Genomic DNA, 23,389 nt, shown 5'->3' with positions numbered 1-23,389 from the left:
GGGATGGTCCTCGCCGAACTCGCCAAGCTGCGCCGCTCGGCCCTGTGGATCACGGCCGTGGTGCTGCCCCTGCTCGCGGTCGTCACCGGGACCGTGAACTACGGCGCCAACGTGGAGGCGCTGTCCTCCGGATGGGCGTCCTACTGGTCGCAGGTCGTGATCTTCTACGGCATGCTGTTCATGTCGATGGGGATCGCCGTGACGGCGTCGGCCGCCTGGCGCATGGAGCACCGCGGCCACAACTGGAACCTGCTGATGGCCGCGCCCGTGCGGGCCTCCGCGGTCTTCGGCGCCAAACTCGCCTCCCTCGCCCTGGTCGTCGTGGTCATGCAGCTCGTCCTGTTCGGGCTGATGACCCTGAGCGGGAAGCTCGTCCTGGGGCTGGACGGCCCGCCGCCCTGGCACAGCGCGGCCGCGACGCTGCTGGGCGCGGTCGCCGCCCTGCCGGTCGTCGCACTGCAGTCCCTGCTGTCGATGCTGGTCCGCTCCTTCGCCGCGCCCGTGGCCCTCGGGCTCCTGGGCTGCGTCGCCGGTGTCGGCGTGCTCTACTCCGGGGCGGGCGGGGCGGTCCCGTACCTGGTCCCCCAGGCCCTGGTCGGCAACGCGCTCAGCCTCGGCAGCACGGCCGTCGCCGACGCCGGGGCCCTGGACCCGCCGACGGTGCTCCCCCTCGTGTTCGCGGCGGTCGCGGGCACCCTCGTCCTGTGGGCCCTGGCCGCGGTGGTGCTGGCCCGCAGGGACGTGCGCTGAGGTCCCCGCGGAGGGACACGGTGCGCCCCGGCCGGTTCCCGGCCGGGGCGCACCGTGCGAGGGGCCGGGTCAGGAGCGGCCCGGCGGGGTGGAGCGGCGGGTGTCCAGCCACAGCACCTGCGGGTCGTGGTCGCTGACCTGGTCGTGGAACTCGGAGTTGATCCGCGCGATGCCGTAGTCCACGCGGCCGGCGATCTCCCGGTTGACCAGGATGTGGTCCAGGGCCTGGGAGTTGCCGTCGAACACGTAGTTGTAGCGCTCCGGGGCGGGCAGGTCCGTCATCGGGTTGTACAGCGGCCCGTCGCCGGTGAGGATCTCCAGGGTCCGGGAGAACTGGAAGTCGTTGAGGTCCCCCATGACCACCAGGTTGGCGTCCGGATCCACGGCCAGCAGCTCGTCGGCGAAGCCGGCCACCAGCTCCGCCTGGGCGTTGCGCTGCTGCTCGCTGGTGCGGACCGGCGGCTGCACGACACCGTGCAGCGCCTGGTCGCCGCCCTTGGAGTTGAAGTGGTTGGTCACCACGTAGATGTCCCGGTTGAGGGCGCGGAAGTGGCCGACCAGCGGCTTGCGGCTGTCGTCCCAGGCCGGGTCCGCGGGCTCGATGCGGCCCGGGGAGACCGACAGCTCGGCGCCGCGGGAGCCCCGGACGACCTCGACGGCGGTGGTGGCGTCGCCGCCGGGGCGGTCCACGAACTGCACGCGGGCCGGGTCGAAGAGGAAGGCGTTGCGGATGTTGCCGCCGGGCGCTCCGCCGTCCTGCTTGTCCTCGGGGCTGATCTGCCGCCACTCGTAGGCCGGCCCGCCCTGCGCCTCGATCGCGGCGGTGAGCCGGTCCAGGGTGACGCCGGCGTCGACGGTCCCGTCGTCCACCTCGCCGTTGTCGTCCTGGATCTCCTCCAGGCCGATGATGTCGGGCGCGTCGAGGTACTCGACGATGCCGGTGGCCAGCGCGTCGTACTCGGCCTGATCGTCCTGGCCGCCGAGGTTCTCGACGTTGTAGGTGGCGATGGAGACCTCGTACCGTTCGGTGCCGCGGACGGGGGTGCGCTCCAGGCCGCCGGGCACGTGCTCGCCCAGGGTGGTGGCGCGCACGAGGTAGCCGCCGAAGCGGCTGTAGTACACCGGCCCCTCGGTCACCCCGGCGAGGGTGTCGCCCACGTCGACCCGGGGGAACGGGTGGACGTCGCGGTCGAGCAGGGACTCGACCTTGACCCGTCCCGCGTTGGGGTCGTCGTAGGAGCCGTAGGCCACGCCGCCGTTGGCGGTGCGGTTGTGCCCGGGCTCCACGGCGACCCAGAAGGCGTGGTAGGGGTCGGTGGGGGCGATGACGGGGGCGTCCTCGAACCGGACCATCATGTGCTCGTGGGCGGCCCAGAAGTCCAGGGCGTAGGTGTCGGGCGCCAGCTCCAGGCCGGAGATGTCGCCGCCGTGGTCGGGGGCGTACTCGGCGGGGATCACCCCGGCCTCCAGGACCACCGACTCCGGAATGGCGTTGCCGGTGGACAGGACCGTCCACTGCGCCCGGTCGAGCTGGGTGATGGTCTGTGTGCCGGAGGCGGGCCGGTACTCGTCGACCCGGCCGGAGACCAGGACCTCGTCGCCGGGTGCGACGCCGGGCGCGGTGGAGCCGGTGAAGACGAACAGGCCCTCGCTGGTGCGCGGGTCGCCGTCGCCCTCGGGGTCCTGGAACCAGAAGCCCTGCGCGCTGCCGAAGGCGTTGACGGCGGTGACCACGCCGGGTACCCCGGACACGGTGTCCCCGGCGTGCGGGGAGACGCGGGTGACGCCCTGGATGTCGTGGATGCGCAGGTCACCGGGCTCGCCGGGGCCGCCGGGCTCCCCCGGACCCTCGCCGGGGCCCTCTCCGGCCGCGTTCACGGGCGTGGGCCCGCCCGCGGTGAAGTCGGCTGCGTTGTCGCCGGTGTCGGCGAGGTCGTCGCCGCGGGCGGCCGCAGTGGTGTTGGAGAGCCGGGGGGCGGACTCCCCCTCGCGGACCTCGGCTCCGCCGTAGCCGACGATGTCGACGACGGACCCGTCCGCGGCGCAGTCGGCTGCGGTGCGGCACTCGACGGGCTCGGTACCGGAGACGAGCAGGACGGTGCCCGCCGTGGCCGACATGTTGGTCGATCCGGCGGCGTCCGGGGCGGGGAGGTCGACCTCTCCCCCGGTACCCGCGGCCTGGCGGACCAGGTAGCGGCCCCCGGCGGGGATCTCCCCCGCCAGCGGGGTGACCTGCACGTTGGTGGTCGGCTTCGGCGAGGCCGGGAGGTACTGGACGCTCCAGCCGTCGACGGTGACCGGGGCGCCCGCGGCGTTGCCCAGCTCGACGAAGTCGTGGCGCAGCGTCGCTCCGCTGTTGCCGCCGCCTCCGTAGACCTCCGCGATCACCGGGGTGCCGGTGTCGGCGGCGGCAGGGACCGGGCCCAGGGCCGCGGCCAGCAGCACCGCCGCGGCGGCGGCGGACGTCGGCGCGATCAGGCGCCGTGGTCGGGTGGGGGACACGTTCTCTCCGGGGGTACTGGGGAGCAGGGGCGGGGACATCATGTCCCTTTCCCGTGTCCGTTGGTAGGAGGCGACATGAAAAGAAGGCGAAGCGGCCCCGGGTTGGTGTGATCCGCCCGGTCCCGCCCCGCCCTCGCTTCGTACGATCCGACCAAAAGCCCCGCGTCCTACAGGCGCGGGTCGACCGGTTCGGTCTCCAGCGCCAGGGCCGCGAACACCGGTTCGTGGACCCGCCACAGCGGCTCGCGGCGGGCGTGCCGGGCCAGGGCCTCCAGCCCCAGCTTGTGCTCGCGCATGGCCAGCCCGAGCTTGCCGCCCAGCTTCCGGTCCTTGAGGACCTCCAGGCGGTCGGGGTCGGTGTAGTCGTGGCCGTAGATGATCCGCAGGTACTCGGGGCCGCGCACCTTCAGGCCGGGCTGGGTCAGCCCCTTGGCGCCCGTGGCGCGGGCGCCCTGGAGCGGCTTGACGACCATGCCCTCGCCCCCGGCGTCCACCATCTCCTGCCACCAGGCGGCGGCCGAGGCGCAGGCGGCCGGGTCGGTGGTGTCCACCACCCGGTAGCGGGTGGAACGCACCAGCGGGTCCGCCTCGGCCAGCCGCTCCGCGGTGGCCATGTGCCACAGGTGGTCGGCGTCGGAGTACTCGCGGCCCTCGGAGGCCAGCACCGCGAAGGGCGCGAACCGGAGCCCGGCGACGCCGTCGGTGTCCCAGGAGTAGCGCCGGTACACCCGGCTGAACTCCTCCATCTGCTCCGTGCTCCGCGCGACCCGGTCCACCAGGCGGCCCACGTCCAGGCCGCGCTCGGCGGCCGCGGCCAGCGCCGCGCCCGCGGCGGGCAGGGCGGCGCGGGCGGCCGCGCCCACCGAGGCGTACTGGTCGCGGATGAGCGTGCGGGCCTTGGCCGACCAGGGCAGCAGCTCCCCGTCCAGGGCGACCCAGTCGGTGCCCAGGCGGTCCCACAGGCCGGCCCCGGTGACGGCGGCGCGCAGCCGGTCCACCACCTCGCCGCGCAGCACGGGGTCGGCGAAGAACGGCCGCCCGGTGCGGGTGTACACCGTGCCCAGGGCGCCCGGGGCGAACCGCCGTTCGGCGGCCGCCTCGTCGCGGCACAGCACGGCGACGGCGCGCGAGCCCATGTGCTTCTCCTCGCACACGACCTGCCCGACACCGGCGGCGCGGTACCAGGCGAACGCCTCGTCGGGGTGCTCCAGGTACCCGGGGGCCGCGGCGGTGGGCGCCGGCGCCATGGTCGGCGGCAGGTACAGCAGCCACCGCGGGTCGACGGAGAACCGGCTCATCACCTCCAGCGCACCCAGGGTGGACGCGCCGTTGGCGCGGACGGTCCCGAACTCCGTCTCGACGATCAGGCCGGGGTGGTGGTCGCCGACGCCCACATCGGTGATGTCCACCAGCGTGTCGGAGCGCTCCCCGCCCTCCGCGCCCGCCGGGGCCTCGCCGCCCAGCGGCCGGACCGGCTCGTACCAGGTCCGGCGCGCGTCGACGTCGACGATCTCGCGCTCGGGGTAGCGCAGCGCGGTCAGCTTCCCGCCGAACACGCAGCCGGTGTCCAGGCACAGGGTGTTGTTGACCCACTCGGCCTTGAGCACGGGGGTGTGGCCGTACACGACGGCCGCCCTGCCCCGGTAGTCGCGGGCCCAGGGCAGGCGCACCGGCAGCCCGTACTCGTCGGTCTCGCCGGTGGTGTCGCCGTACAGGGCGAAGGAGCGCACCCGGCCGGAGGCGCGGCCGTGGTAGGCCTCCTTGAGCCCGGCGTGGGCGACCACCAGCCTCCCCCCGTCGAGGACCAGGTGGCTGACCAGGCCGTCGCAGAAGTCGAGGACCTCCCTGCGGAACTCCTCGCTCTCCCTTCCCAGCTGCTCCAGGGACTCGGCGAGCCCGTGGGTGGTGGTGACCTTGACGCCGCGCAGCGCCCGGATGAGCTTGTTCTCGTGGTTGCCCGGCACGCAGAGGGCGTCGCCGTCGCGGACCATGCCCATGGCCAGGCGCAGCACACCCGGGGTGTCGGGGCCCCGGTCCACGAGGTCGCCGACGAACACCGCGGTGCGGCCCTGCGGGTGGCGGGCGCCGACGGCCCTGCCCCGGTCGTCCCGGGTGATCCCGTAGCCCAGGGACGTGAGCAGCTCCTCCAGCTCCTCCCGGCAGCCGTGGACGTCGCCGATGATGTCGAAGGGGCCGGTGAGCTCGCGCTTGTCCGGCCAGGCGCGCTCGCGCTCGATGACGGCGGCGTCGATCTCCTCGACGCCCTTGAGGACGTGGACCTTGCGGAACCCCTCCTTGCGCAGGTACTTGAGGCTGCGGCGCAGGTCGCGGCGCTGACGGGGGATGACGTGGTCGCCGAAGTCCCGGTCGGGCCGGGTCCGGTTGCGCTCCTTGGCCAGGGCCTCGGGCACGTCGAGGACGATCGCCGTGGACAGCACGTTGTTGGCCTTGGCCACGGCCAGGAGTTCGGCGCGGGCCTTGGACTGCACGTTGGTGGCGTCCACCACGGTGAGCAGGCCGCGGCGCAGCCGGATGTCCAGGACGGTGTGCAGCAGGGAGAAGGCGTCGGCGGTGGCGCCCTGGTCGTTCTCGTCGTCGCTGACCAGCCCGCGGCAGAAGTCGGAGGAGATGACCTCGGTGGGCTTGAAGTGGCGGGCGGCGAAGGTGGACTTGCCCGAGCCGGACACGCCGACCAGCACGACGAGTCCCATGGCGGGCACGCCCAGGACGCGGGGGGCGGTGTCCGGGGCGGTCTCATCGGTGTTCATCGGGTGAACACTCCCATCTGGGTCGGGGAGCCGGTGGCGGGGTCCTGCGGACCCACGGGCAGGTAGCGGACGGTGTAGCCGTTGCGTTCGGCGACGGCGTCCGCCCACAGGGTGAACTCGGCGCGGGTCCACTCGAAGCGGTGGTCCCGGTGGCGGAACGCGCCGTCGGCCAGGCCCTCGTAGTGGACGTTGTACTCGGCGTTGGGGGTGGTGACCACGACGACGCGGGGGTGCGCGGCGGAGAAGACGCTCTCCTCCAGCGCCGGCAGCCGCTCAGGGTCGATGTGCTCGACGACCTCCATCAGCACGACGGCGTCGTGCCCGGCGAAGCGGGCGTCCCGGTAGACGGCCGAGCCGATGAGCAGCTCGGGCCGGGGCGGGCGCCCGCCCTGCTCCCGGAGGCCCACGGTGTCGGCGAACAGGTCGCGGTGGCGTCCGCGGCCGTTCGGGGCGCAGCCCCGGCAGGTCTTGCGGTGGGCCATCTGGAGGGTGACGGCGTCCACGTCCACACCGGTGATCCGCTCCAGGGTCGGGTCGGCGACCAGCTTCGCCAGCAGGGCGCCGGGGCCGCAGCCCAGGTCCAGGACGCTGGAGGCGTTCTCGGCGCGCAGCACGGCCAGGACCGCCCCGGCGCGCTGCTCGGCCAGCGAGGGCGGGCGCTCCTCCCCCGCCCGGGCCGGCGCGGGCGCCGCGGGGGCCTCCTCCAGGGCCGGGTCGGCCTCCTCCTCCGGGAGGTCGTCGGCCTCGGCCAGCCGGGCCAGGGCGGTGCGCACGTAGGCGTTGCGCCGGTTGAGGTAGCGGCGGGTGATCCAGGCGCGCTCGGGGTGGCGGGCCAGCCAGGGGGACCGGGCCTGCGGGTCCTCCTCGGTGGTCTGCTCCTCGGCGTCGGTGACGCGCAGCCCCCCGGCGCGCAGCAGCTTGTCGATCTCGCCGCGGTCCACCCAGTAGTGCTTGCTCCCGTCCATGGCGGGCAGCAGGACGTACAGGTGGCTCAGCGCCTCGGACAGCACCTGCTCGCCGGACAGGGTCAGCGACAGGTAGTGGGAGTCGCCCCAGCCGGGCAGGCCGGGGTCGAGCGGCACGGGCTCGGCGGCCACCCGCCAGCCCAGGGGCTCGAACAGGGCGCGCGCCTTGTCGGCGCCGGCCCGGCAGGGCACCGCGGGCAGGTGGAGTTCGAGGGGCAGCGGGGCGGCGGCCAGTTCCGGCCGGGCCTCGCAGGCGCCCTTGAGCGCGGAGCGGAACACCCGGCCCAGCGCCACCGTGAACAGCGAGGAGGTGGCGAAGGGGCGGTCGTTCACGTACTGGGCCAGGGCGAAGTCGGGTGTGCTGACGGAGGTGCGGGCCCGCAGCAGCGCCTGGGGGTCGACCTCCAGGAGCAGGGCGGCCGTGCAGCGCTGCTCCGTGGCCTCGGGGTAGAAGACATGGGCGGTCCCGAAGGACTGCTCGAAGCTCTGCGCCCGCTCCGGGTTCTTGTGGAGCAGGAATCCGAGGTCCGTGGCCGGGGCCGCCGGGGTCGCGGTGGTGGTGATCGTCAGTAGCACCCGTGCATTGTGTCCCGCTGGTCAGTCCGTTGGCGAGGACTTTTCGGGCGCGTTCCGGGTCCTCTCACCCGGCTCCGGGCGGGGGCCGGTGGCCGCCTGGGCGCACGCCGAGCTCCTCCATGGCCCGGGCGACCTGCGTCCGGGCATCGCCGAAGAACCCCCAGGGGACCTCGCAGTACAGGTTGCCGACGGCGGTCAGGTGCCAGCGGGCGGCCTCGGTCATCCCGGCCCGGTGGAACGCCCACCCGAACAGGTGGTGGGCCTGCACGTCGCGCGGGTGCGGGACGGCACTCCCGGCCCAGGCGCGGGCCAGCCCGAACAGCTCCTCCACCGCCTCCCCGTACAGGCGCCCCATCGCCTGACCCGCCACGAAGTCGAACACTCCCTCGGCCCTGAGCCGCTTGTGCTCGGCGCGCAGGAACTCGGCGTGGGCCAGGGCCAGGACGGCGGGCAGCGGGTCGCCCCCGGGCGCGGTGTCGGCGGCGGACCCGGCGAACGCGAACATCTCCTCGGCCGAGCCGCCGCGCGCCGGGGACAGCACGCGCACCCGGCCCGCGTGGGCGGCGAACAGGTGCGGGTCCCGGCTCCGCAGCTCGTCCCACAGCCGGTCCTTCTCCTCGCGGTCGGCCCCCGCGCCCATGGCGACGGTCTGGAGCGCGACCCAGGGCGCGGCGTCGTCGGGCCGCAGGTCGGCGGCGGCCTCCAGCGCCCGGCGGGCGTCGTCCAGCGCGGCCTCGGCGGCCTTGCGCTCGGCGGCCCCGCCGGAGGCGCGCAGGGCGTGGGCGATCAGGGCGTTGCCCAGCCACAGCATCAGGTCGGCCCGGTCGGCGGTGTCCAGGAGGTCGCCCAGGTCGTCGATCCGGTCGGCGGCGGCCCGGCCCAGCACCTCGGCGGTGGCGGTGCGGGTCTCGGCGTCCTCCCGGCTCTCGGCGAGCAGCGGCAGGGCGGCGGCGAGGCCGCCCTCGGCGACCTCCTCGGCCGCGGCCCGGAGCATGGGGTCGGTGCCCAGGGCCGCCGAGGCCAGCAGGTGCTCGACCGGGGATCCGTGGGCCGGCTTCGGGTCGCGGGGGTTCCATCGCCACATGCCGCCGAGGGTAGCGGGCCCGCCGCACCCGCGCGGACGGAGCGCGGGTGCGGCGGGCGCCGCGGCCGTCGGGGCGCGGGGGCCTCCCGCACCGGGCGCGGGGGATACGGCGGAGGGGTGGGGCCGGGCCCCGGGGCGCGGGAGGAACGCGGCCCCCGGAGCGCTGTGGCCCACACCACTCCGCTGTCGAAAACGTAGCCGCGATCCCGGCGGAATCCGGTGTCCTCCACCGGCATTTGAGGTTTCTCTGAGGTTTCGCGCATCTTGCTATCGTTTCGGCATGTCGCGGCCCACCCTCGGCCTCCTGTGGCCCCTCACCGCCGCCGTCCTCGTGCTCGCCGTGTCCGCGCCGCTGCTCACACGGTCCGCGGCGGTGGAACCGGCGCCCCTGCACCTGAGCCTGGGGACCGGCGACGACGGCGGCGTCTACCACGCGTACGGTGCGGCCCTGGCCGGGATCGCCTCCTCCCGGACGGAGAACGTCCGGATCACGGCGTTGGCCACCGCGGCCAGCGTGGAGAACAACCGGCTGGTGGCCGAAGGCGGCGTGGACGCCGCCTTCACCCTGGCCGACGTGGCAGCCCTCGCGGTGGCCGGGGAACCGCCGTTCGAGGAGCCGCTGCCGATCGCCGCGGTCGCCCGCCTCTACGACAACCACACCCACGTGGTCGTGCGCGCGGACTCCCCCTACCAGGACCTGGACGACCTGGCCGGGGGCGTGGTCTCGGTCGGGGCGCGGGGGTCGGGCACCGAGATGATGGCCGAGAGGCTGCTGGACCTGGTGGGCCTGGGCGGGATCCGGGGCCGCCGGGAGGGCCGGGGCGTGCACCGCATGTGGCTGTCCATCGAGGAGTCGGCGGCGGCGCTGGAGCGGGGCGAGATCGACGCCTTCTTCTGGTCCGGCGGCCTGCCCACCGGGGCCGTGGCGGACCTGGCCGAACGCCGCCCGGTACGGCTCCTGGACCTGTCCGGGCACGTGGCGGCGCTGAGCGAGGAGTACGGCGCCTACTTCTCCGAGCTGCCGGTGCCGGCCGACACCTATCCGGGGGTCCCGGCGGTCCGCACCATCGGGGTGCCGAGCCTGCTGGTCGTCAACGCGGACATGCCGTACGCCCACGCGGAGGAGCTGACCCGCCTGCTCTTCACCTCCCGGGCGAGGCTGGCCGAGATCCACCCGGTGGCGTTGCAGCTGCACCCCCGGTCGGCGATCTCCACCCTGCCGGTGCCCCTGCACCCGGGGGCCGCCGACTACTACCGGGAGGTCAAGTACGCACAGGACCGCCGGCCGGAGCCCGCCCCGACCCCGTGACCAGCCGGATGCGCGCGTCGATGCCCCGGGGGCGCGCGGGGGTCAGGGTGAGCGACGCCCCCTGGAGTTCGAGCAGGGTGACGACGATGGACAGGCCCAGGCCGGAGCCGCCGACACCGCCGTCCTTCCAGAAGGGGCGGGTGGCCTGTGCGAGCTGCTCGGCGGGCAGGCCCGGGCCGTCGTCGAGGACGTGGACGTCCACGTGGCCGGGCCGGCCGGGGCCGGGCGGGACCTCCTCGACCCGGACGGTGATCCGCACGCCCTCGCCCCCGAACTTCAGGGCGTTGTCGATGAGCGCGTCCAGGGCCTGGTCGAGGGTGCCCTCCACGCACCTGACCCGGACCCCCTCGCCGCCCTCCCGCGCCAGGACGGCGCCCACCCGCTCGGCGATGGGCTCCCACGAGCGCAACCGGTCCTCGACGACCTGGCCGACCTCCTCCCACACCTCGGTGTGCTCGGCGTCCTCGGTCCGGGCCAGGGTGAGCAGGCTGTCGCAGACGCGGGTGAGCCGGTCCACCTCGTCCAGGGCCAGCCGGTGGTCCTGCCGGCCCTGCGGGACGAGGTGCCGGGACAGCGAGTCCACCCGCAGCCGCAGCGCGGCCAGGGGGTTGCGCACCTGGTGCCCGGCGTAGGCCACGAACACCCGCTGGGTCTCCAGCATGGCGGTGATGGTGTCGGCCATCCGGTTGAAGGACTCCCCGAGCCGGCGCAGCTCGACCGGGCCGGCGGCGGTGCGCACCCGGATGCCGAGACTGCCCCCGGCCACCGCGCGGGTGGCCTCGCCCAGGTCGTCGATCGGCCGCAGGATCCACCGGGTGAGCGGCCCGGCGGCGGCGATGCCCGCGGCCATGAGCACGGCGACCCCGCCCGCCGCCAGCACCCACTGGTTCCGGGTGGCGCGGCGCAGGGACCGGGTGGGCGAGGCCGTGACGGCCGCGCCGACGACCTCCCCGGAGCGGCCGACGGGTTCGGCGACGATGAGGGGGCCGCGCTGCCAGGGGTACACGATGCCGCCCGCCCCCATCCGGTTCCCGGCCAGGGCGTTGCGGACCTCCTCGGGCGGCTCGCCCGGGTCGGCCGAGGGGTCCAGGTCCGAGAGCTCCAGGCCGGGCCGGGAGGCGGCCACCACCCGGCCGTGCCGGTCGACGACGACGGCGGTGATCCCGTAGAGGCGGTCGTAGGCGGCCATCTCCGCCTCCAGCATGCCGCCGGTCCCGTCGAGGACCGCGGGTTCGGCGATGCTCGCGAACCGGGCGGTGTCGTTGAGGCGGTCCAGGAACATGTCGGAGGTGCCACGGGCGGCGATGCTGACGCACAGCGGGGCGGCCAGCCCCAGGCAGGCCGCGACCAGCAGGGTCACGTAGACGGTGATGATCCGGCGGCGCATCGGCACGGGCCCCGCTCAGCGGTGCCGCCCGGTCGGCGCCGCGTCGGCCCGCCCGGTGACCGGCATCCGGTACCCGACCCCGCGCACCGTCTCGATGAGGCCGGGCGCGCCGAGCTTGGAGCGCAGGGTGCCCACGTGCACCTCCAGGGTGCGCAGCGTGCCGGGCCAGGTCGTCCCCCACACCCGCAGCAGCAGGTGTTCGCGGGACAGCACGCTCCCGGCCTCCCGAGCCAGGGCCAGCAGCAGGTCGAACTCCTTGCGGGTGACCTCCACACGGGCCCCGTCCAGCTCCACCGTGCGCCCGGCCGGGTCGATCCGCAGGGGTCCGGCGGTCAGCGGACCGTCGGCGGGGCGGCGGATGCGGCGCAGCACCGCCTCCATGCGGGCGCACAGCTCCTCGATGGCCAGGGGTTTGACCACGTAGTCGTCGGCGCCCGCGCGCAGGCCGCGCACGCGCTCGCGCTGCTGCCCGCGGGCGGTCACCATGATGACCGCCGTGTCGCCGGCGCCGTGGCGCTCGCGGAGCATCCGGCACAGCTCGACGCCGTCCATGTCGGGCAGGCCCAGGTCCAGCAGGACGACGTCGGCGGGGTCGGCGGCCAGCGCCTGCTCGGCGGTGCGCACCTGGGTGACGGCGTACCCGTGGGGCTCCAGGGCTCCGGCGAGGGCGTCGGCGAGGCGCACGTCGTCCTCGACGAGCAGCACCGTGATCATGTCGGGCTCCTCGGGGTGCGGGGGTCTGTACCCCCGCACCCTAACCCGCCGTGTGTGTCATGGGACACTCCGGGGCGGGATCGGCGTCACGGCCTGAGGATGCCCGCCTCCGGCACGATCTCGGGGGCGCCGTGCTGGATGGCGTCCGCCTCCTGGTCGGTGTCCTGCTCCTGGGCCGCGCGCTCGGCCTCGATGCCCTTGCGGTAGTACTCGACCTCGCGTTCGGCCTGGCCCTCGTCCCAGCCCAGCAGCGGGGCCATGAGCTCGGCGGCCTCCTCCGCGGCGGCGATGCCCCGGTCCCAGGTCTCGAACGAGATCCGGGTGCGCCGGTACAGGACGTCCTCCAGGTGGCGGGCGCCCTCGGCGCGGACCGCGTAGACGATCTCGGCGCGCAGGTAGTCGTCGGCCCCGGCGAGCGAGCGGCCCAGGTCGGGGTCCTCCCGCACCAGGTCGAGCAGGTCGCGGGCGCAGGTCCCGTAGCGGCGCAGCAGGTGCGAGATGCGGGAGACGTGCAGCCCGGTCTCCCGGGCGAGCCGGTGGCGCTGGTTGACCAGGGCGCTGTACCCGGAGGCGCCCACCAGCGGGAGCCTGTCCGTGACGGACTTGGGGATCCCCCCGCCCAGGCCGTGGGCGACGGCGTCCACGGCGTCCTTGGCCATGACCCGGTAGGTGGTGTACTTGCCGCCCGCGATGAGGACGAGGCCGGGCACCGGGTGGGCGACCACGTGCTCGCGGGAGAGCTTGGAGGTCTCCTCCGACTCCCCCGACAGCAGCGGGCGCAGGCCGGCGTAGACGCCTTCGACGTCGTCCCTGCTCAGCGGGGTGCGCAGTACCTGGTTGACGTGGTCCAGGACGTAGTCGATGTCGGTGCGGCTGGCGGCCGGGTTCTCCTTGTCCAGGTCCCAGGCGGTGTCGGTGGTGCCGATGATCCAGTGGCGGCCCCACGGGATGACGAACAGCACGCTCTTCTCGGTGCGCAGGATCATCCCCGAGGAGGCCTGGATGCGGTCGCGGGGCACCACCAGGTGGACGCCCTTGGAGGCGCGGACGTGGATCTGCCCGCGGCCGCCGACCATCTCCTGGATCTCGTCGGTCCACACGCCGGCGGCGTTGACGACCTGGCGGGCGCGGATGGAGATCTCCTCGCCCTTCTCCAGGTCGGCGGCGCGAGCGCCCACCACGTGCTCGCCCTCGCGCAGGAAGCCGACGGCCTGCACCCGGGAGGCGATCCGCGCGCCGAGCCCGGCGGCGGTGCGCAGCACGGTGCTGACGAACCGGGCGTCGTCCACCTGGCAGTCCCAGTACTGGACGGCCCCGGCGAGCGCGTCGCGCTTGAGCGCGGGGAAGACCCGCAGCGCCCCGTTGCGGGTCAGGTGCCGGTGGGAGGGCAGCCCCCGGTTGTTGCGGGAGGTGAGGGCGAGGGTGTCGTACAGGGTGACGCCCGCACCGATGTAGAAGCGTTCCCAGTGGTGGGCGAACGGGAAGAGGAACGGGACCGGGCGGACCAGGTGCGGGGCGATCGTGGTGAGCAGCAGGCCGCGTTCGTGCAGGGCCTCCTGAACGAGTTCGAAGTCGAACTGCTCCAGGTAGCGCAGTCCGCCGTGGATCAGCTTGCTGGACCTGCTGGAGGTGCCCGACGCGAAGTCGCGCGCCTCGATCAGCCCCGTGGACAGCCCGCGTGAGGCGGCGTCCAGGGCGATGCCCGCGCCGACGATGCCGCCGCCGACGACGAGGACGTCCAGTTCCTCGTCGCGCATCGCGGCCAGGTCGGCCTCGCGCCCCTCGGGTCCCAGCCAGGTGGTCGTCATCCCAGTCCCTCCGTCGCGATGGTTCCTCCTCCCCAGCGCATACCCACCGGGGCGGTCCGCCCACCGGAGCGGCGCCCCCAGGCTAACCGGGCCCGGGGGCGCCGCACGGGACGCCACGCGTGGGGGCGGGTCACCCGGCGGCGGGCCGGTCCGCCGCCGGACGCGGCAGGAGCAGGGCGAGGAAGGCGACCGCGACGGTGGCGGCCCCGCCGACCAGGGAGGCGGTGCCCAGGCCGCCCCAGGCCCCGGCGACGGCGGCCAGGACGGCCAGGCCCAGGGCGCCGCCGACCTGCTGGACGGTGGAGACGGCGGCGGAGGCCACGCCCTGCTCGCGTTCGCCGACCCCGCTCCCGGCGGCGGTGAACACGAGCGGGTAGACGGTGCCCGCGGTGACGCCGAGCAGGACGACCGCGGGCAGCACCGCCCAGTAGGAGTCGGCGGCCAGGGCGAGGGCGAAGGCCGCGGAGGTGAGGCCGACGCCGACCGTTCCGGCGAACAGCGCGGTGCGCACGCCCCAGCGCTCCAGCAGGCGGGGCAGCAGCAGGGCCGAGCCGAGCATGGCGGCCACCCCCTGGGGCAGGAAGCCCAGGCCCGCGAGGAAGGGGTCCAGGCCCAGGGTGCCCTGGACGTGGGTGGTGTACACGTAGTGCAGCGTGGCGACGACGCCCATGAGGACGAGGATCAGCCCCATGGCCACCAGGAGGTGGCGGTCGCGCAGCAGGGAGGCGGGCAGCAGCGGGCTCGCGGACCGGCGTTCGACGGGCCCGAGCGCGGCCAGGGCCAGCAGGCCCAGCAGCAGGGCGCCGCCGCCGTCGGGCGAGATCCATCCGGACTCCTGGAGGCGGAAGACCCCGAACACGAGCAGGAGCGCGCCCGCGGTGACCAGCGCGGTGCCGGGCAGGTCGAAGCCGCGCGGGTCCGGGCGGTGCCGGTCGGCGGGCAGCAGGCGGGGGGCGAGCGCGGCCACCGCCAGGGCGGGCGGGACGATCGCCCAGAACACGGCGGTCCAGCCGAAGGCGCTGGTGAGGATGCCGCCGACGGCCCCTCCCGCCAGGGCGCCGAAGGCACCGGCCGAGCCCCATACGGCCATCGCCCGGTTGCGGGCGGGACCGGCGGGGAAGGCGGTGCCGATCAGGGCGAGGGTGGCGGGGAAGAGGGCGGCGGCGCCGACCCCCTGGGCGGCGCGGGCGGCGATCAGGACGCCGGCGTGGGAGGCCAGGGCGCCCGCGACGGAGGCCAGGCCGAGCAGGAGCGCGCCCAGCACGAGCATGAGGCGGGCGCCGAGCCGGTCGGCGGCGCGGCCGCCCAGGAGCAGGAGTCCGCCGTAGCCGAGGGCGAAGGCGTTGACCACCCAGGGCAGGGCCGCCGCGCCCAGGCCCAGGGCCCGGCCGATCTCGGGGAGGGCGATGTAGACGACGTTGAAGTCGAGCGACAGCGTGAAGTGGGCGGTGGCCAGGAGGGCCAGGGCCGCTGTACCCGCGGTGCGGGTGCGGGTCCCGGCCGCGGTCCGGGGTTCGGCGGAGGTCATGAGGGGCGTCCCTTCCGGGAAAAGTGCTTGAGCGCTGGATATTCCAGCACTGGACCATTCGTGGATAGTTCAGCACTGGAACTTTCAGGAGGACACTAACGCAGAGATATTCCAGTACGCAACTGTTCAGCGTGCTAGCATCTCGGCATGAGCACAGAAGGATGCCTGGACACGGACGAGGAGCGGACCTGGGACGCGGCCACACTGGCGTTCCGGCTGCTCGACCAGCAGGTGGAGCGGGACGTGCAGGCGTCCTCCGGGCTCCCCCTCACCTACTACGAGCTGCTGGTCCTGCTCTCCAAGGCGCACCGCCGCTCGCTGCGGATGAGCGAGCTGGCGGAGATCACCCACACCCGCCCCAGCCGCATCTCCCACGCCGTGGCCAAGCTGGCCGAGGGCGGGTTCGTGGAGCGCGTGCACTGCGAGAGCGACCGGCGCAGCTGGTTCGCCAAGCTCACCGACAAGGGCGCGCAGACCCTGCGCACCGCGGGCGTCGAACACGTGCGCAGCATGCGCGAGAACATGTTCGACCTGCTCAGCCCCGAGCAGCAGGCGCAGCTGCTGGACATCTCCCGCACCCTGCTGGCCCGGCTGGCCCCGGGCGCGGAGGACCACGCCACCCGGGTCCTCCAGGACCTCTAGGCCGCGGGGCCGGGTGCAGGGGCGAGGCCGGGCCGGGCGGCCTCGGCCGCCTCCAGCCGGCGGATGAGCCGGTGCACGATGAGCAGCGGGATGATCCCGAAGACGCCGAACGAGATGTCGATCAGCTGCCACAGCCACGGGATGCCCCGGATCGGGCCGCAGATCAGCGCCAGCGGCACCACCATCACGCAGGCGATCATGCCGAACTGGATCACCCAGATGTTGCGCACCGGGTCCCGCCAGGGGCCGATGAACGCCACCGCGATGACCAGGTGCGCGAACGCCAGCCAGTCGGTGCCGTAGAGGACGAACGGCTGCTCCGCCTCCACCGTGTCCAGACCGGCGCGCACCCGGGAGACCCAGTCGGCCAGCCAGGGCGCGGCCTCGGACACCGGCGCGAGCGGACCGGCCAGCAGGGAGTCCAGCAGCCGCACTTCGGCGGGCAGGGGGAAGGCGGTGACGCCGCTCAGCACCAGGCCCACGATGAACAGGCAGATCCAGATGCGGATGCGGCGCAGCAGCGCCTGTCGAGTGTCCACACCCGGATTCTCCCGCAGGGGTCCGGACCGCCCGATCCGCCCCCCGGTCCCGAGCGTGACCGCAGGTCAGGCCGAGGCGTCGGCGTAGGCGTGGGCGTAGGCCAGGACGTCGGCCACGTACTCCGGGGAGCGGTTGTACGACAGGATCGCCGCCTCCCAGTCCTGTGCGGTGCTCAGGTCGCGGCCGTTCGCGCACAGGTAGCGGCCGGCGGACAGGGCGGCGTCGTCGATCTGGTGCGGGTCGGGATCGCCGGCCCCCGAGGCGGAGGTGCCCCACCGCGCCCAGGTCCCGGGGATGAACTGCATCGGGCCGACCGCCCGGTCCCAGGTGGTGTCGCCGTCCAGCAGGCCGCCGTCGGTGTCGGGGATCGCCCGGGTGTTGTTGGTGCCGTCCAGCGGGATGCCGATGACGTTCACGGTGGTGACGCCGTCCGGACCGATCTCGCCGCCCGCGTAGGTGCCGTGCCGCGACTCCACGAACCCGATGCCCGCCAGGGTCGGCCAGGACAGGTTGCAGGAGGGCAGCTCCTCGGCCAGCGCCAGCTGCGCGCCGGCGTAGCCCTCCAGGGCCCGCACCGGGATGGTCGTGGCGCCGGAGACCTGCTCCAGCCAGTCGTCGGCGGCGCGCGGCCCGGTCCCGGGCGTCTGCTGCTCGTCGGCGCCCGCCGAGGAGACCGGGTCCGGCTCGGCCGGGTTGACCTCGGCCGACGCCGGGGGGCCCGTGAGCTGGTCGTGCGGGGGCGTCTCGATGGTGCCGTCCGGCGGCCCGCCGGCCGCCGACGACGGGGGCTCCCAGTCGGAGAGCGACCGCGAGACCCGGTCGACGGCGAAGAGCACGCCGCCGGTCAGTGCCAGGCACAGCGCCAGAGTCACGCAGACGGCGACGAGCGGACCCCTGCCCCGCCCGTCACGGGTACCCCTGCCCAAAGCCCCACCCCTTCCCTCGCAGAACCCTTCGGAATCGTCGGGTCGTGTGACGCCGACGGCCGGAACATGGTTGCACACCGCTCCCGGAGCCTTTCCGGGAGCACAACGAAAAGCGGGGACGCGCCGGTTCCCCGGCACGCCCCCGCGACACCCGTCAGCGGTGCGGGTTGACCACGACCTCGACCCGCTGGAACTCCTTGAGGTCGGTGTAGCCCGAGGTGGCCATGGTGCGGCGCAGCGCGCCCATGAGGTTCATGGAGCCGTCGCTGGTGGACGCCGGGCCGTGCAGGATGGCGGACAGGTCGCCGATGGTGCCGACCCGCACCCGCTCGCCGCGCGGCAGCTCGCCGTGGTGCGCCTCGCTGCCCCAGTGGTGGCCGGCGCCGGGCGCCTCGGTGGCGCGGGCCAGCGGAGAGCCCACCATGACGGCGTCGGCGCCGCAGGCCAGGGCCTTGGCGATGTCGCCGCTGGTGGTCATGCCGCCGTCGGCGATGACGTGCACGTAGCGGCCGCCGGACTCGTCGAGGTAGTCGCGGCGGGCGGCGGCGACGTCGCCGATGGCGCTGGCCATCGGCACCGCCACGCCCAGCACGGAGCGGGTGGTGTGGCCCGAGCCGCCGCCGAAGCCGACCAGGACGCCCGCGGCGCCGGTGCGCATCAGGTGCAGGGCGGCGGTGTAGGTGGCGCAGCCGCCGACCACGACCGGGACGTCCAGGTCGTAGATGAACTGCTTGAGGTTGAGCGGCTCGGCGCGCCCGGACACGTGCTCGGCGGACACCGTGGTGCCGCGGATCACGAAGATGTCCACGCCCGCGTCGACGACCGCCTTGTGGTACTGCGCGGTGCGCTGCGGGGACAGGCGGGCCGCGGTGACCAGGCCCGCGTCGCGGATCTGCTCGATCCGGCGGCCGATCAGCTCCTCCTGGATGGGGGCGGCGTAGATCTCCTGCAGCCGCCTGGTGGCGGCCACGTCGTCCAGCTCGCTGATCTCCGCCAGCAGCGGCGCCGGGTCCTCGTACCGGGTCCACAGGCCTTCGAGGTCGAGGACGCCCAGGCCGCCCAGGCGGCCGATCGCCACGACCGTGTCCGGCGAGGCCACACTGTCCATGGGGCTGGCCACGAGCGGCGTCTCGAACCGGTAGGCGTCGATCTGCCAGGCGATCGACACCTCCTCCGGGTCGCGCGTGCGCCGAGCCGGCACGATGCCGATCTCGTCGAGCTCGTAGGCCCGGCGCCCGTTCTTGCCCAGCCCGATCTCCACCTGAGCCAACGCTTCGATCCCCTCTGACGTGCTGCCCCGGCCGGTGCGACCGGTGCGTTCACTACCGCCGAGAGTCTATCCGCCCCGTTCCGGGAACGGGTCGGGCCGCCCGGAGGGACTCCGGACGGCCCGGTGCGCGGCGGTGTGTCAGCGGCCGTTGTAGTTGGGCGCCTCGACGGTCATCTGGATGTCGTGCGGGTGGCTCTCGCGCAGACCGGCGCTGGTGATGCGCATGAGCTGGCCGCGCTCGCGCAGCTCGTCCAGGGTGCGGGTGCCCGCGTACCACATGGACTGGTGCAGGCCGCCGACGAGCTGGTGGGCGACCGCCTGGAGCGGGCCGCGGAACGGCACCTGGCCCTCGATGCCCTCGGGGATGAGCTTGTCCTCGGAGGAGACGTCGGCCTGGGCGTAGCGGTCCTTGGAGAAGGAGCGGCCGCGCATGGCGCCCAGCGAGCCCATCCCGCGGTAGGCCTTGAACTGCTTGCCGTTGATGAAGATGAGCTCGCCCGGGCTCTCCTCCACGCCGGCCAGCAGGCTGCCGAGCATGACGCTGCTGGCGCCGGCGGCGATGGCCTTGGCGATCTCGCCGGAGTACTGGAGCCCGCCGTCGGCGATGAGGGGGACGCCGGCCGGGCCGCACGCCTTGGCCGCCTCCAGGATGGCGGTGAGCTGCGGGGCGCCCACACCGGCGATGACGCGGGTGGTGCAGATGGAGCCGGGGCCCACCCCGACCTTGACGGCGTCGGCGCCCGCGTCGATCAGCAGCTGGGCCCCGGCGCGGGTGGCCACGTTGCCCGCGACGATGTCGGCCCTGGAGTTGGCCTTGAGCTTGGCGACCATGTCGGCCAGGCCGGCGGAGTGGCCGTGGGCGGTGTCCACGACGATGAAGTCCACCCCGGCGTCGACCAGCAGCTTGGCGCGCTCGGTGGCCTCCGGGCCCACGCCCACGGCGGCGCCCACGACGAGGCGGCCGTCGGCGTCCTTGGTGGCGTCGGGGTACTGCTCGCTCTTGATGAAGTCCTTGACGGTGATGAGGCCGCGCAGGCGGTCGTCGGCGTCCACCAGCGGGAGCTTCTCGACCTTGTTCTCGCGCAGCAGCTCGAAGGCGCGCTCGCGGCTGACGCCGACCGGCGCGGTGACCAGGTTCCGCGTGGTCATGACGTCGCGGACCAGGCGGCCGCGGTCGCTCTCGAACCGCATGTCGCGGTTGGTGACGATGCCCACGAGGCGGCCGGAGTCGTCGGTGACGGGGACGCCGGAGATCCGGTAGTGCGAACACAGGCGCTCGACGTCGGCGAGGGTGTCCTCGGGCTTGCAGGTGACCGGGTCGGTGACCATGCCGGCCTCGGAGCGCTTGACCAGGTCCACCTGGGCGGCCTGGTCCTCGGCGGAGAGGTTGCGGTGCAGCACGCCGGCGCCGCCCTGGCGGGCCATGGCCACGGCCATGCGGGCCTCGGTCACGGTGTCCATCGCGGCGGACAGCAGCGGGATGTTGAGGCGGATGTTGCGGGACAGCCGGGTGGCGGTGGTGGCCTCGCCGGGCTGCATGTCGGAGTAGGCCGGTACGAGCAGCACGTCGTCGTAGGTCAACCCCGGCGGCAGCAGCTTGTCCCCGTAGTCGCCGATGTTCTCCTGACCCATGACACAACCTCCGCTGCTCGCTCCGGCACGCCGGCCCTCCGGCGCGCCCGCGCGGTGCTCGCCCCCGCGTGTCGTCTCATCCTAGGTCGTCGCCCCGGTGGGGTCGGGGGGAACGGGGCGTTCTCCCCGCCGCTCGGGCGTGAAAGTGAGCAGTCTCACTGTTTGAGATGGGACGGTGCGGGGCGGAGCTGATCGGCCGCGGGCCGGGAGGGACCCTGCCCAGGTCAACACCGGTGGGTGCGCGTGTTCTTCCCCGCCCGTCCGCGGCGGGCGCGGGCGGGCGCGGCTCAGTGGCGGCGGCGCGGGGTGTAGCGGACGGGGCCCAGGGCCCGGCAGGCCGCGTACACGCGGGGGCGGTCGGGACAGGGGCGGCGCCCGTCGCCCGGGCGCCCGGCGCGCTCAGGGGAGGAGGCGGTTCGCCACGGCCACCTGCCGAAGCCGAGCAATAGCCCGGTGCTGGGCAACCCGTACCGCGCCCGCCGACATTCCAAGTACATGTCCCGTCTCATCCGCTGTCAGTCCTGCTATCACCCTCATGACCAGCAGTCGGCGCTGCTGTTCGGGGAGCTCGTCGAGCAGCTCCCGCGCGCGCTGGGCCTCGATGACCCGCACCGCGGCCTCCTCCGGCCCGGGCGCCTCGTCGGGGCGGTCCGGGACGGTGTCGCTGGAGACCAGCTCCACCCTGCCCGCACCGCGCAGGGTGTCGGCCACCTTGTGCGCGGCGATGCCGAAGACGAAGGAGGCGAAGGGGCGGCCCCGGTCCTGGTAGCGCGGGATCGCCGAGAGCAGGGCGATGCAGACCTCCTGGGCCACGTCGTCGGAGTAGTGCGCCAGACCGGACACCCGGGCCAGCCGGGCACGGCAGTAGCGGACCACCATGGGGCGGACCTCGCGGAGCAGCGAGTCCATGGCGCCGTCCTCACCCCGGACCGCCCGCGACCCCAGGTGGTTCAGGCCGGTGTCGCGCGACGCGGGATCGGGTTCCCCCGGTGTTCCTGGCCGCTGCGCGGTAACGCCCCCCCGGGCGTTTGCATCCGTCACGCTAGTGATCATGCCCCCGTCCGCCGACCTGACCGCTCCAATCGCCAACTACGGAATGGTTACGTTTTGGGAAATTCACCCCAAAACGGATCGGCGCGTGCGGTCAAACCCGAAGCGTACGTGATAGTGCACACCTTCTCGACCCCGGGCCCGGCGCCCCCGGGGGACGCGGGCGGCCCGGCCCCCGCGCACAGACCGGTGGGCCGGTCCGGGAGCACCCCGGACCGGCCCACCCCGGCGTCCGCGGACGGAGTCCGCCGCGGTCCGTCAGTGGCCGTGGCCGTGGCCGTCGTCGTCGCCCTCGTCCTCGGGCTTGTCCGCGACCAGCACCTCGGTGGTCAGCAGCATGCCCGCGATGGAGGCGGCGTTCTGCACGGCGGAGCGGGAGACCTTGACCGGGTCGATGATGCCCTCCGCGGTCAGGTCGCCGTAGGTGCCCTTGGCGGCGTTGTAGCCGTGGCCGACCTCCATCTCGGAGACGCGGTGGACCACCACGAAGCCCTCGGCGCCGGCGTTCTCGGCGATCCAGCGGGCGGGCTGGGTCAGGGCGCGGCGCACGATGCCCACACCGGTGGCCTCGTCGCCGGTCAGGCCCAGGTCGTCCAGGGCGGTGGAGGCGTGCACCAGGGAGGCGCCGCCACCGGCGACGATGCCCTCCTCGATGGCCGCGCGGGTCGCCGAGATGGCGTCCTCGAGGCGGTGCTTCTTCTCCTTGAGCTCGACCTCGGTGGCCGCGCCCACGCGCAGCACCGAGACGCCGCCGGCCAGCTTGGCCAGGCGCTCCTGGAGCTTCTCGCGGTCCCAGTCGGAGTCGCTGGCCTCGATCTCCTTACGGATCTGGGAGATGCGGTCCTCGACCTCGGACTGCTCGCCGGCACCGTCCACGATGGTGGTGGTGTCCTTGGTGACGGTGATGCGGCGGGCGTTGCCCAGCACGTCGACGTCGGCGTTCTCCAGGGTGAGGCCGACCTCCTCGGCGATGACCTGGCCGCCGGTGAGGATCGCGATGTCCTGGAGCATGGCCTTGCGGCGCTCGCCGAAGCCGGGGGCCTTGACCGCGGCGACGTTCAGGGTGCCGCGGATCTTGTTGAGCACCAGGGCGCCCAGGGCGTCGCCCTCGATGTCCTCGGCGATGATCAGCAGCGGCTTCTTGTTCTGGACGATCTTCTCCAGCAGCGGGAGGAGCTCGTTCAGGTTGGAGATCTTGCCCTGGCTGATGAGGATCTGCGCGTCCTCCAGCACCGCCTCCTGGCGGTCGCCGTCGGTCACGAAGTAGGGCGAGATGTAGCCCTTGTCGAACTGGAGGCCCTCGGTGAACTCCAGGTCCAGCCCGAAGGTCGGGGACTCCTCGACGGTGATGACGCCGTCCTTGCCGACCTTGTCGAACGCCTCGGCGATCAGGTCGCCGATCTGGGCGTCCTGGGCGGAGTTGGTGGCGACGTAGGCGATGTCCGCGCGCTCCTCGACGGGGCGGGCGCGCTCCAGCAGGATCTCGGACACCTTGGCGGCCGCGGCGTCGATGCCCTTCTTCAGGGACATCGGGGAGGCGCCGGCGGCGACGCTGCGCAGGCCCTCGCGGACCAGCGCCTGGGCCAGCACCGTGGCGGTGGTGGTGCCGTCGCCCGCGGCGTCGTTGGTCTTGGTGGCGACCTCCTTGACGAGCTGGGCGCCCAGGTTCTCGTAGGGGTCGTCCAGCTCGATCTCACGCGCGACGGTCACACCGTCGTTGGTGATGGTCGGGGCACCGAACTTCTTGTCGATGACGACGTTGCGGCCGCGCGGGCCCAGCGTCACCTTGACGGCGTCGGCGAGGCGGTCGACGCCCCGCTCGAGGGCGCGGCGGGCGCCGTCCTCGAACTCCAGGATCTTCGGCATTCCGTTCTTCCTTGGTAGGCCTGGCCAAAAACAGGCATCCCGCCCGCCCGGCGAGGCGCCGACCGGTGCGGG

At 74.1% G+C, this 23,389-nt stretch carries 17 protein-coding genes; 3 read left to right on the top strand and 14 right to left on the bottom strand.

The window, feature by feature from the left end:
- Positions 1-3: 3 nt before the first annotated feature.
- Positions 4-750 (top strand): ABC transporter permease, encoded by a 747-nt coding sequence (locus tag ABZ249_RS02370; RefSeq protein WP_355256176.1) that lies wholly within the window; start codon positions 4-6, stop codon positions 748-750.
- Between the two features lie 69 nt (positions 751-819).
- Here ABZ249_RS02370 and ABZ249_RS02365 read toward each other — a convergent pair whose 3' ends face one another.
- From ABZ249_RS02365 to ABZ249_RS02350, 4 genes are all read right to left on the bottom strand, one after another.
- Positions 820-3,291, bottom strand: a complete 2,472-nt coding sequence (locus tag ABZ249_RS02365) for an endonuclease/exonuclease/phosphatase family protein (RefSeq protein ID WP_355257058.1) — start codon at positions 3,289-3,291, stop codon at positions 820-822.
- A gap of 128 nt (positions 3,292-3,419) precedes the next feature.
- A complete protein-coding gene (locus tag ABZ249_RS02360; RefSeq protein WP_355256173.1) occupies positions 3,420-6,020 on the bottom strand; it encodes a polynucleotide kinase-phosphatase in 2,601 nt (866 codons plus the stop codon).
- The gene (locus tag ABZ249_RS02355) at positions 6,017-7,561 is read right to left on the bottom strand and encodes a 3' terminal RNA ribose 2'-O-methyltransferase Hen1 (RefSeq protein ID WP_355256170.1); all 1,545 of its coding nucleotides are present in this window, start codon (positions 7,559-7,561) and stop codon (positions 6,017-6,019) included. Before ABZ249_RS02355 ends, ABZ249_RS02360 begins: the two co-directional genes overlap by 4 nt.
- Positions 7,562-7,625: 64 nt before the next feature.
- Positions 7,626-8,645 carry a hypothetical protein gene (locus ABZ249_RS02350; RefSeq protein ID WP_355256167.1) on the bottom strand — a complete coding sequence of 340 codons (1,020 nt, stop codon included), beginning with the start codon at positions 8,643-8,645 and terminating at the stop codon, positions 7,626-7,628.
- Positions 8,646-8,925: 280 nt separating this feature from the next.
- Here ABZ249_RS02350 and ABZ249_RS02345 point away from each other — a divergent pair, with 280 nt between their 5' ends.
- On the top strand, positions 8,926-9,954 hold the full coding sequence (locus ABZ249_RS02345; protein ID WP_355256164.1) for a TAXI family TRAP transporter solute-binding subunit: 1,029 nt from the start codon (positions 8,926-8,928) through the stop codon (positions 9,952-9,954).
- Here ABZ249_RS02345 and ABZ249_RS02340 read toward each other — a convergent pair.
- The 4 genes from ABZ249_RS02340 to ABZ249_RS02325 all read right to left on the bottom strand — a co-directional run bounded on the left by ABZ249_RS02340 (position 9,908) and on the right by ABZ249_RS02325 (position 15,391).
- Positions 9,908-11,341, bottom strand: coding sequence for an ATP-binding protein (locus ABZ249_RS02340; protein ID WP_355257055.1), 1,434 nt, complete (start codon positions 11,339-11,341; stop codon positions 9,908-9,910). The genes ABZ249_RS02345 and ABZ249_RS02340 overlap by 47 nt on opposite strands.
- 15 nt (positions 11,342-11,356) lie before the next feature.
- The gene (locus ABZ249_RS02335; RefSeq protein ID WP_355256161.1) at positions 11,357-12,055 is read right to left on the bottom strand and encodes a response regulator transcription factor; all 699 of its coding nucleotides are present in this window, start codon (positions 12,053-12,055) and stop codon (positions 11,357-11,359) included.
- Between the two features lie 86 nt (positions 12,056-12,141).
- The gene (gene glpD / locus ABZ249_RS02330; RefSeq protein WP_355256158.1) at positions 12,142-13,863 is read right to left on the bottom strand and encodes a glycerol-3-phosphate dehydrogenase; all 1,722 of its coding nucleotides are present in this window, start codon (positions 13,861-13,863) and stop codon (positions 12,142-12,144) included.
- Between the two features lie 130 nt (positions 13,864-13,993).
- Positions 13,994-15,391 (bottom strand): MFS transporter, encoded by a 1,398-nt coding sequence (locus ABZ249_RS02325; RefSeq protein ID WP_355256155.1) that lies wholly within the window; start codon positions 15,389-15,391, stop codon positions 13,994-13,996.
- Positions 15,392-15,538: 147 nt separating this feature from the next.
- Here ABZ249_RS02325 and ABZ249_RS02320 point away from each other — a divergent pair, with 147 nt between their 5' ends.
- Positions 15,539-16,033: a MarR family transcriptional regulator gene (locus tag ABZ249_RS02320; RefSeq protein WP_220564844.1), complete on the top strand. Its 495-nt coding sequence runs from the start codon at positions 15,539-15,541 to the stop codon at positions 16,031-16,033.
- Here the strand turns inward: ABZ249_RS02320 and ABZ249_RS02315 are convergent.
- The 6 genes from ABZ249_RS02315 to groL form a co-directional block, all read right to left on the bottom strand.
- Positions 16,030-16,572: a hypothetical protein gene (locus ABZ249_RS02315; protein WP_355256151.1), complete on the bottom strand. Its 543-nt coding sequence runs from the start codon at positions 16,570-16,572 to the stop codon at positions 16,030-16,032. The genes ABZ249_RS02320 and ABZ249_RS02315 overlap by 4 nt on opposite strands.
- Before the next feature lie 66 nt (positions 16,573-16,638).
- Positions 16,639-17,445, bottom strand: a complete 807-nt coding sequence (locus ABZ249_RS02310) for a lytic transglycosylase domain-containing protein (protein WP_355256148.1) — start codon at positions 17,443-17,445, stop codon at positions 16,639-16,641.
- 208 nt (positions 17,446-17,653) lie between these two features.
- Positions 17,654-18,760 carry a GuaB3 family IMP dehydrogenase-related protein gene (locus ABZ249_RS02305; protein WP_220565525.1) on the bottom strand — a complete coding sequence of 369 codons (1,107 nt, stop codon included), beginning with the start codon at positions 18,758-18,760 and terminating at the stop codon, positions 17,654-17,656.
- A 147-nt stretch (positions 18,761-18,907) separates the two neighbouring features.
- Positions 18,908-20,401, bottom strand: a complete 1,494-nt coding sequence (gene guaB / locus ABZ249_RS02300; RefSeq protein WP_355256145.1) for an IMP dehydrogenase — start codon at positions 20,399-20,401, stop codon at positions 18,908-18,910.
- A gap of 399 nt (positions 20,402-20,800) precedes the next feature.
- On the bottom strand, positions 20,801-21,454 hold the full coding sequence (locus ABZ249_RS02295; protein ID WP_260697185.1) for a sigma-70 family RNA polymerase sigma factor: 654 nt from the start codon (positions 21,452-21,454) through the stop codon (positions 20,801-20,803).
- Between the two features lie 255 nt (positions 21,455-21,709).
- Complete coding sequence (gene groL, locus ABZ249_RS02290; RefSeq protein ID WP_355256141.1) at positions 21,710-23,317, bottom strand: chaperonin GroEL; 1,608 nt, start codon at positions 23,315-23,317, stop codon at positions 21,710-21,712.
- Positions 23,318-23,389 lie beyond the last annotated feature (72 nt).

The organism is Nocardiopsis sp. NPDC006139, from assembly GCF_040614155.1.
Lineage (GTDB): Bacteria > Actinomycetota > Actinomycetes > Streptosporangiales > Streptosporangiaceae > Nocardiopsis > Nocardiopsis changdeensis.
The sequence above is the reverse complement of the archived record's forward strand: the minus strand, read 5'-3'. Positions and strand labels throughout refer to the sequence as shown.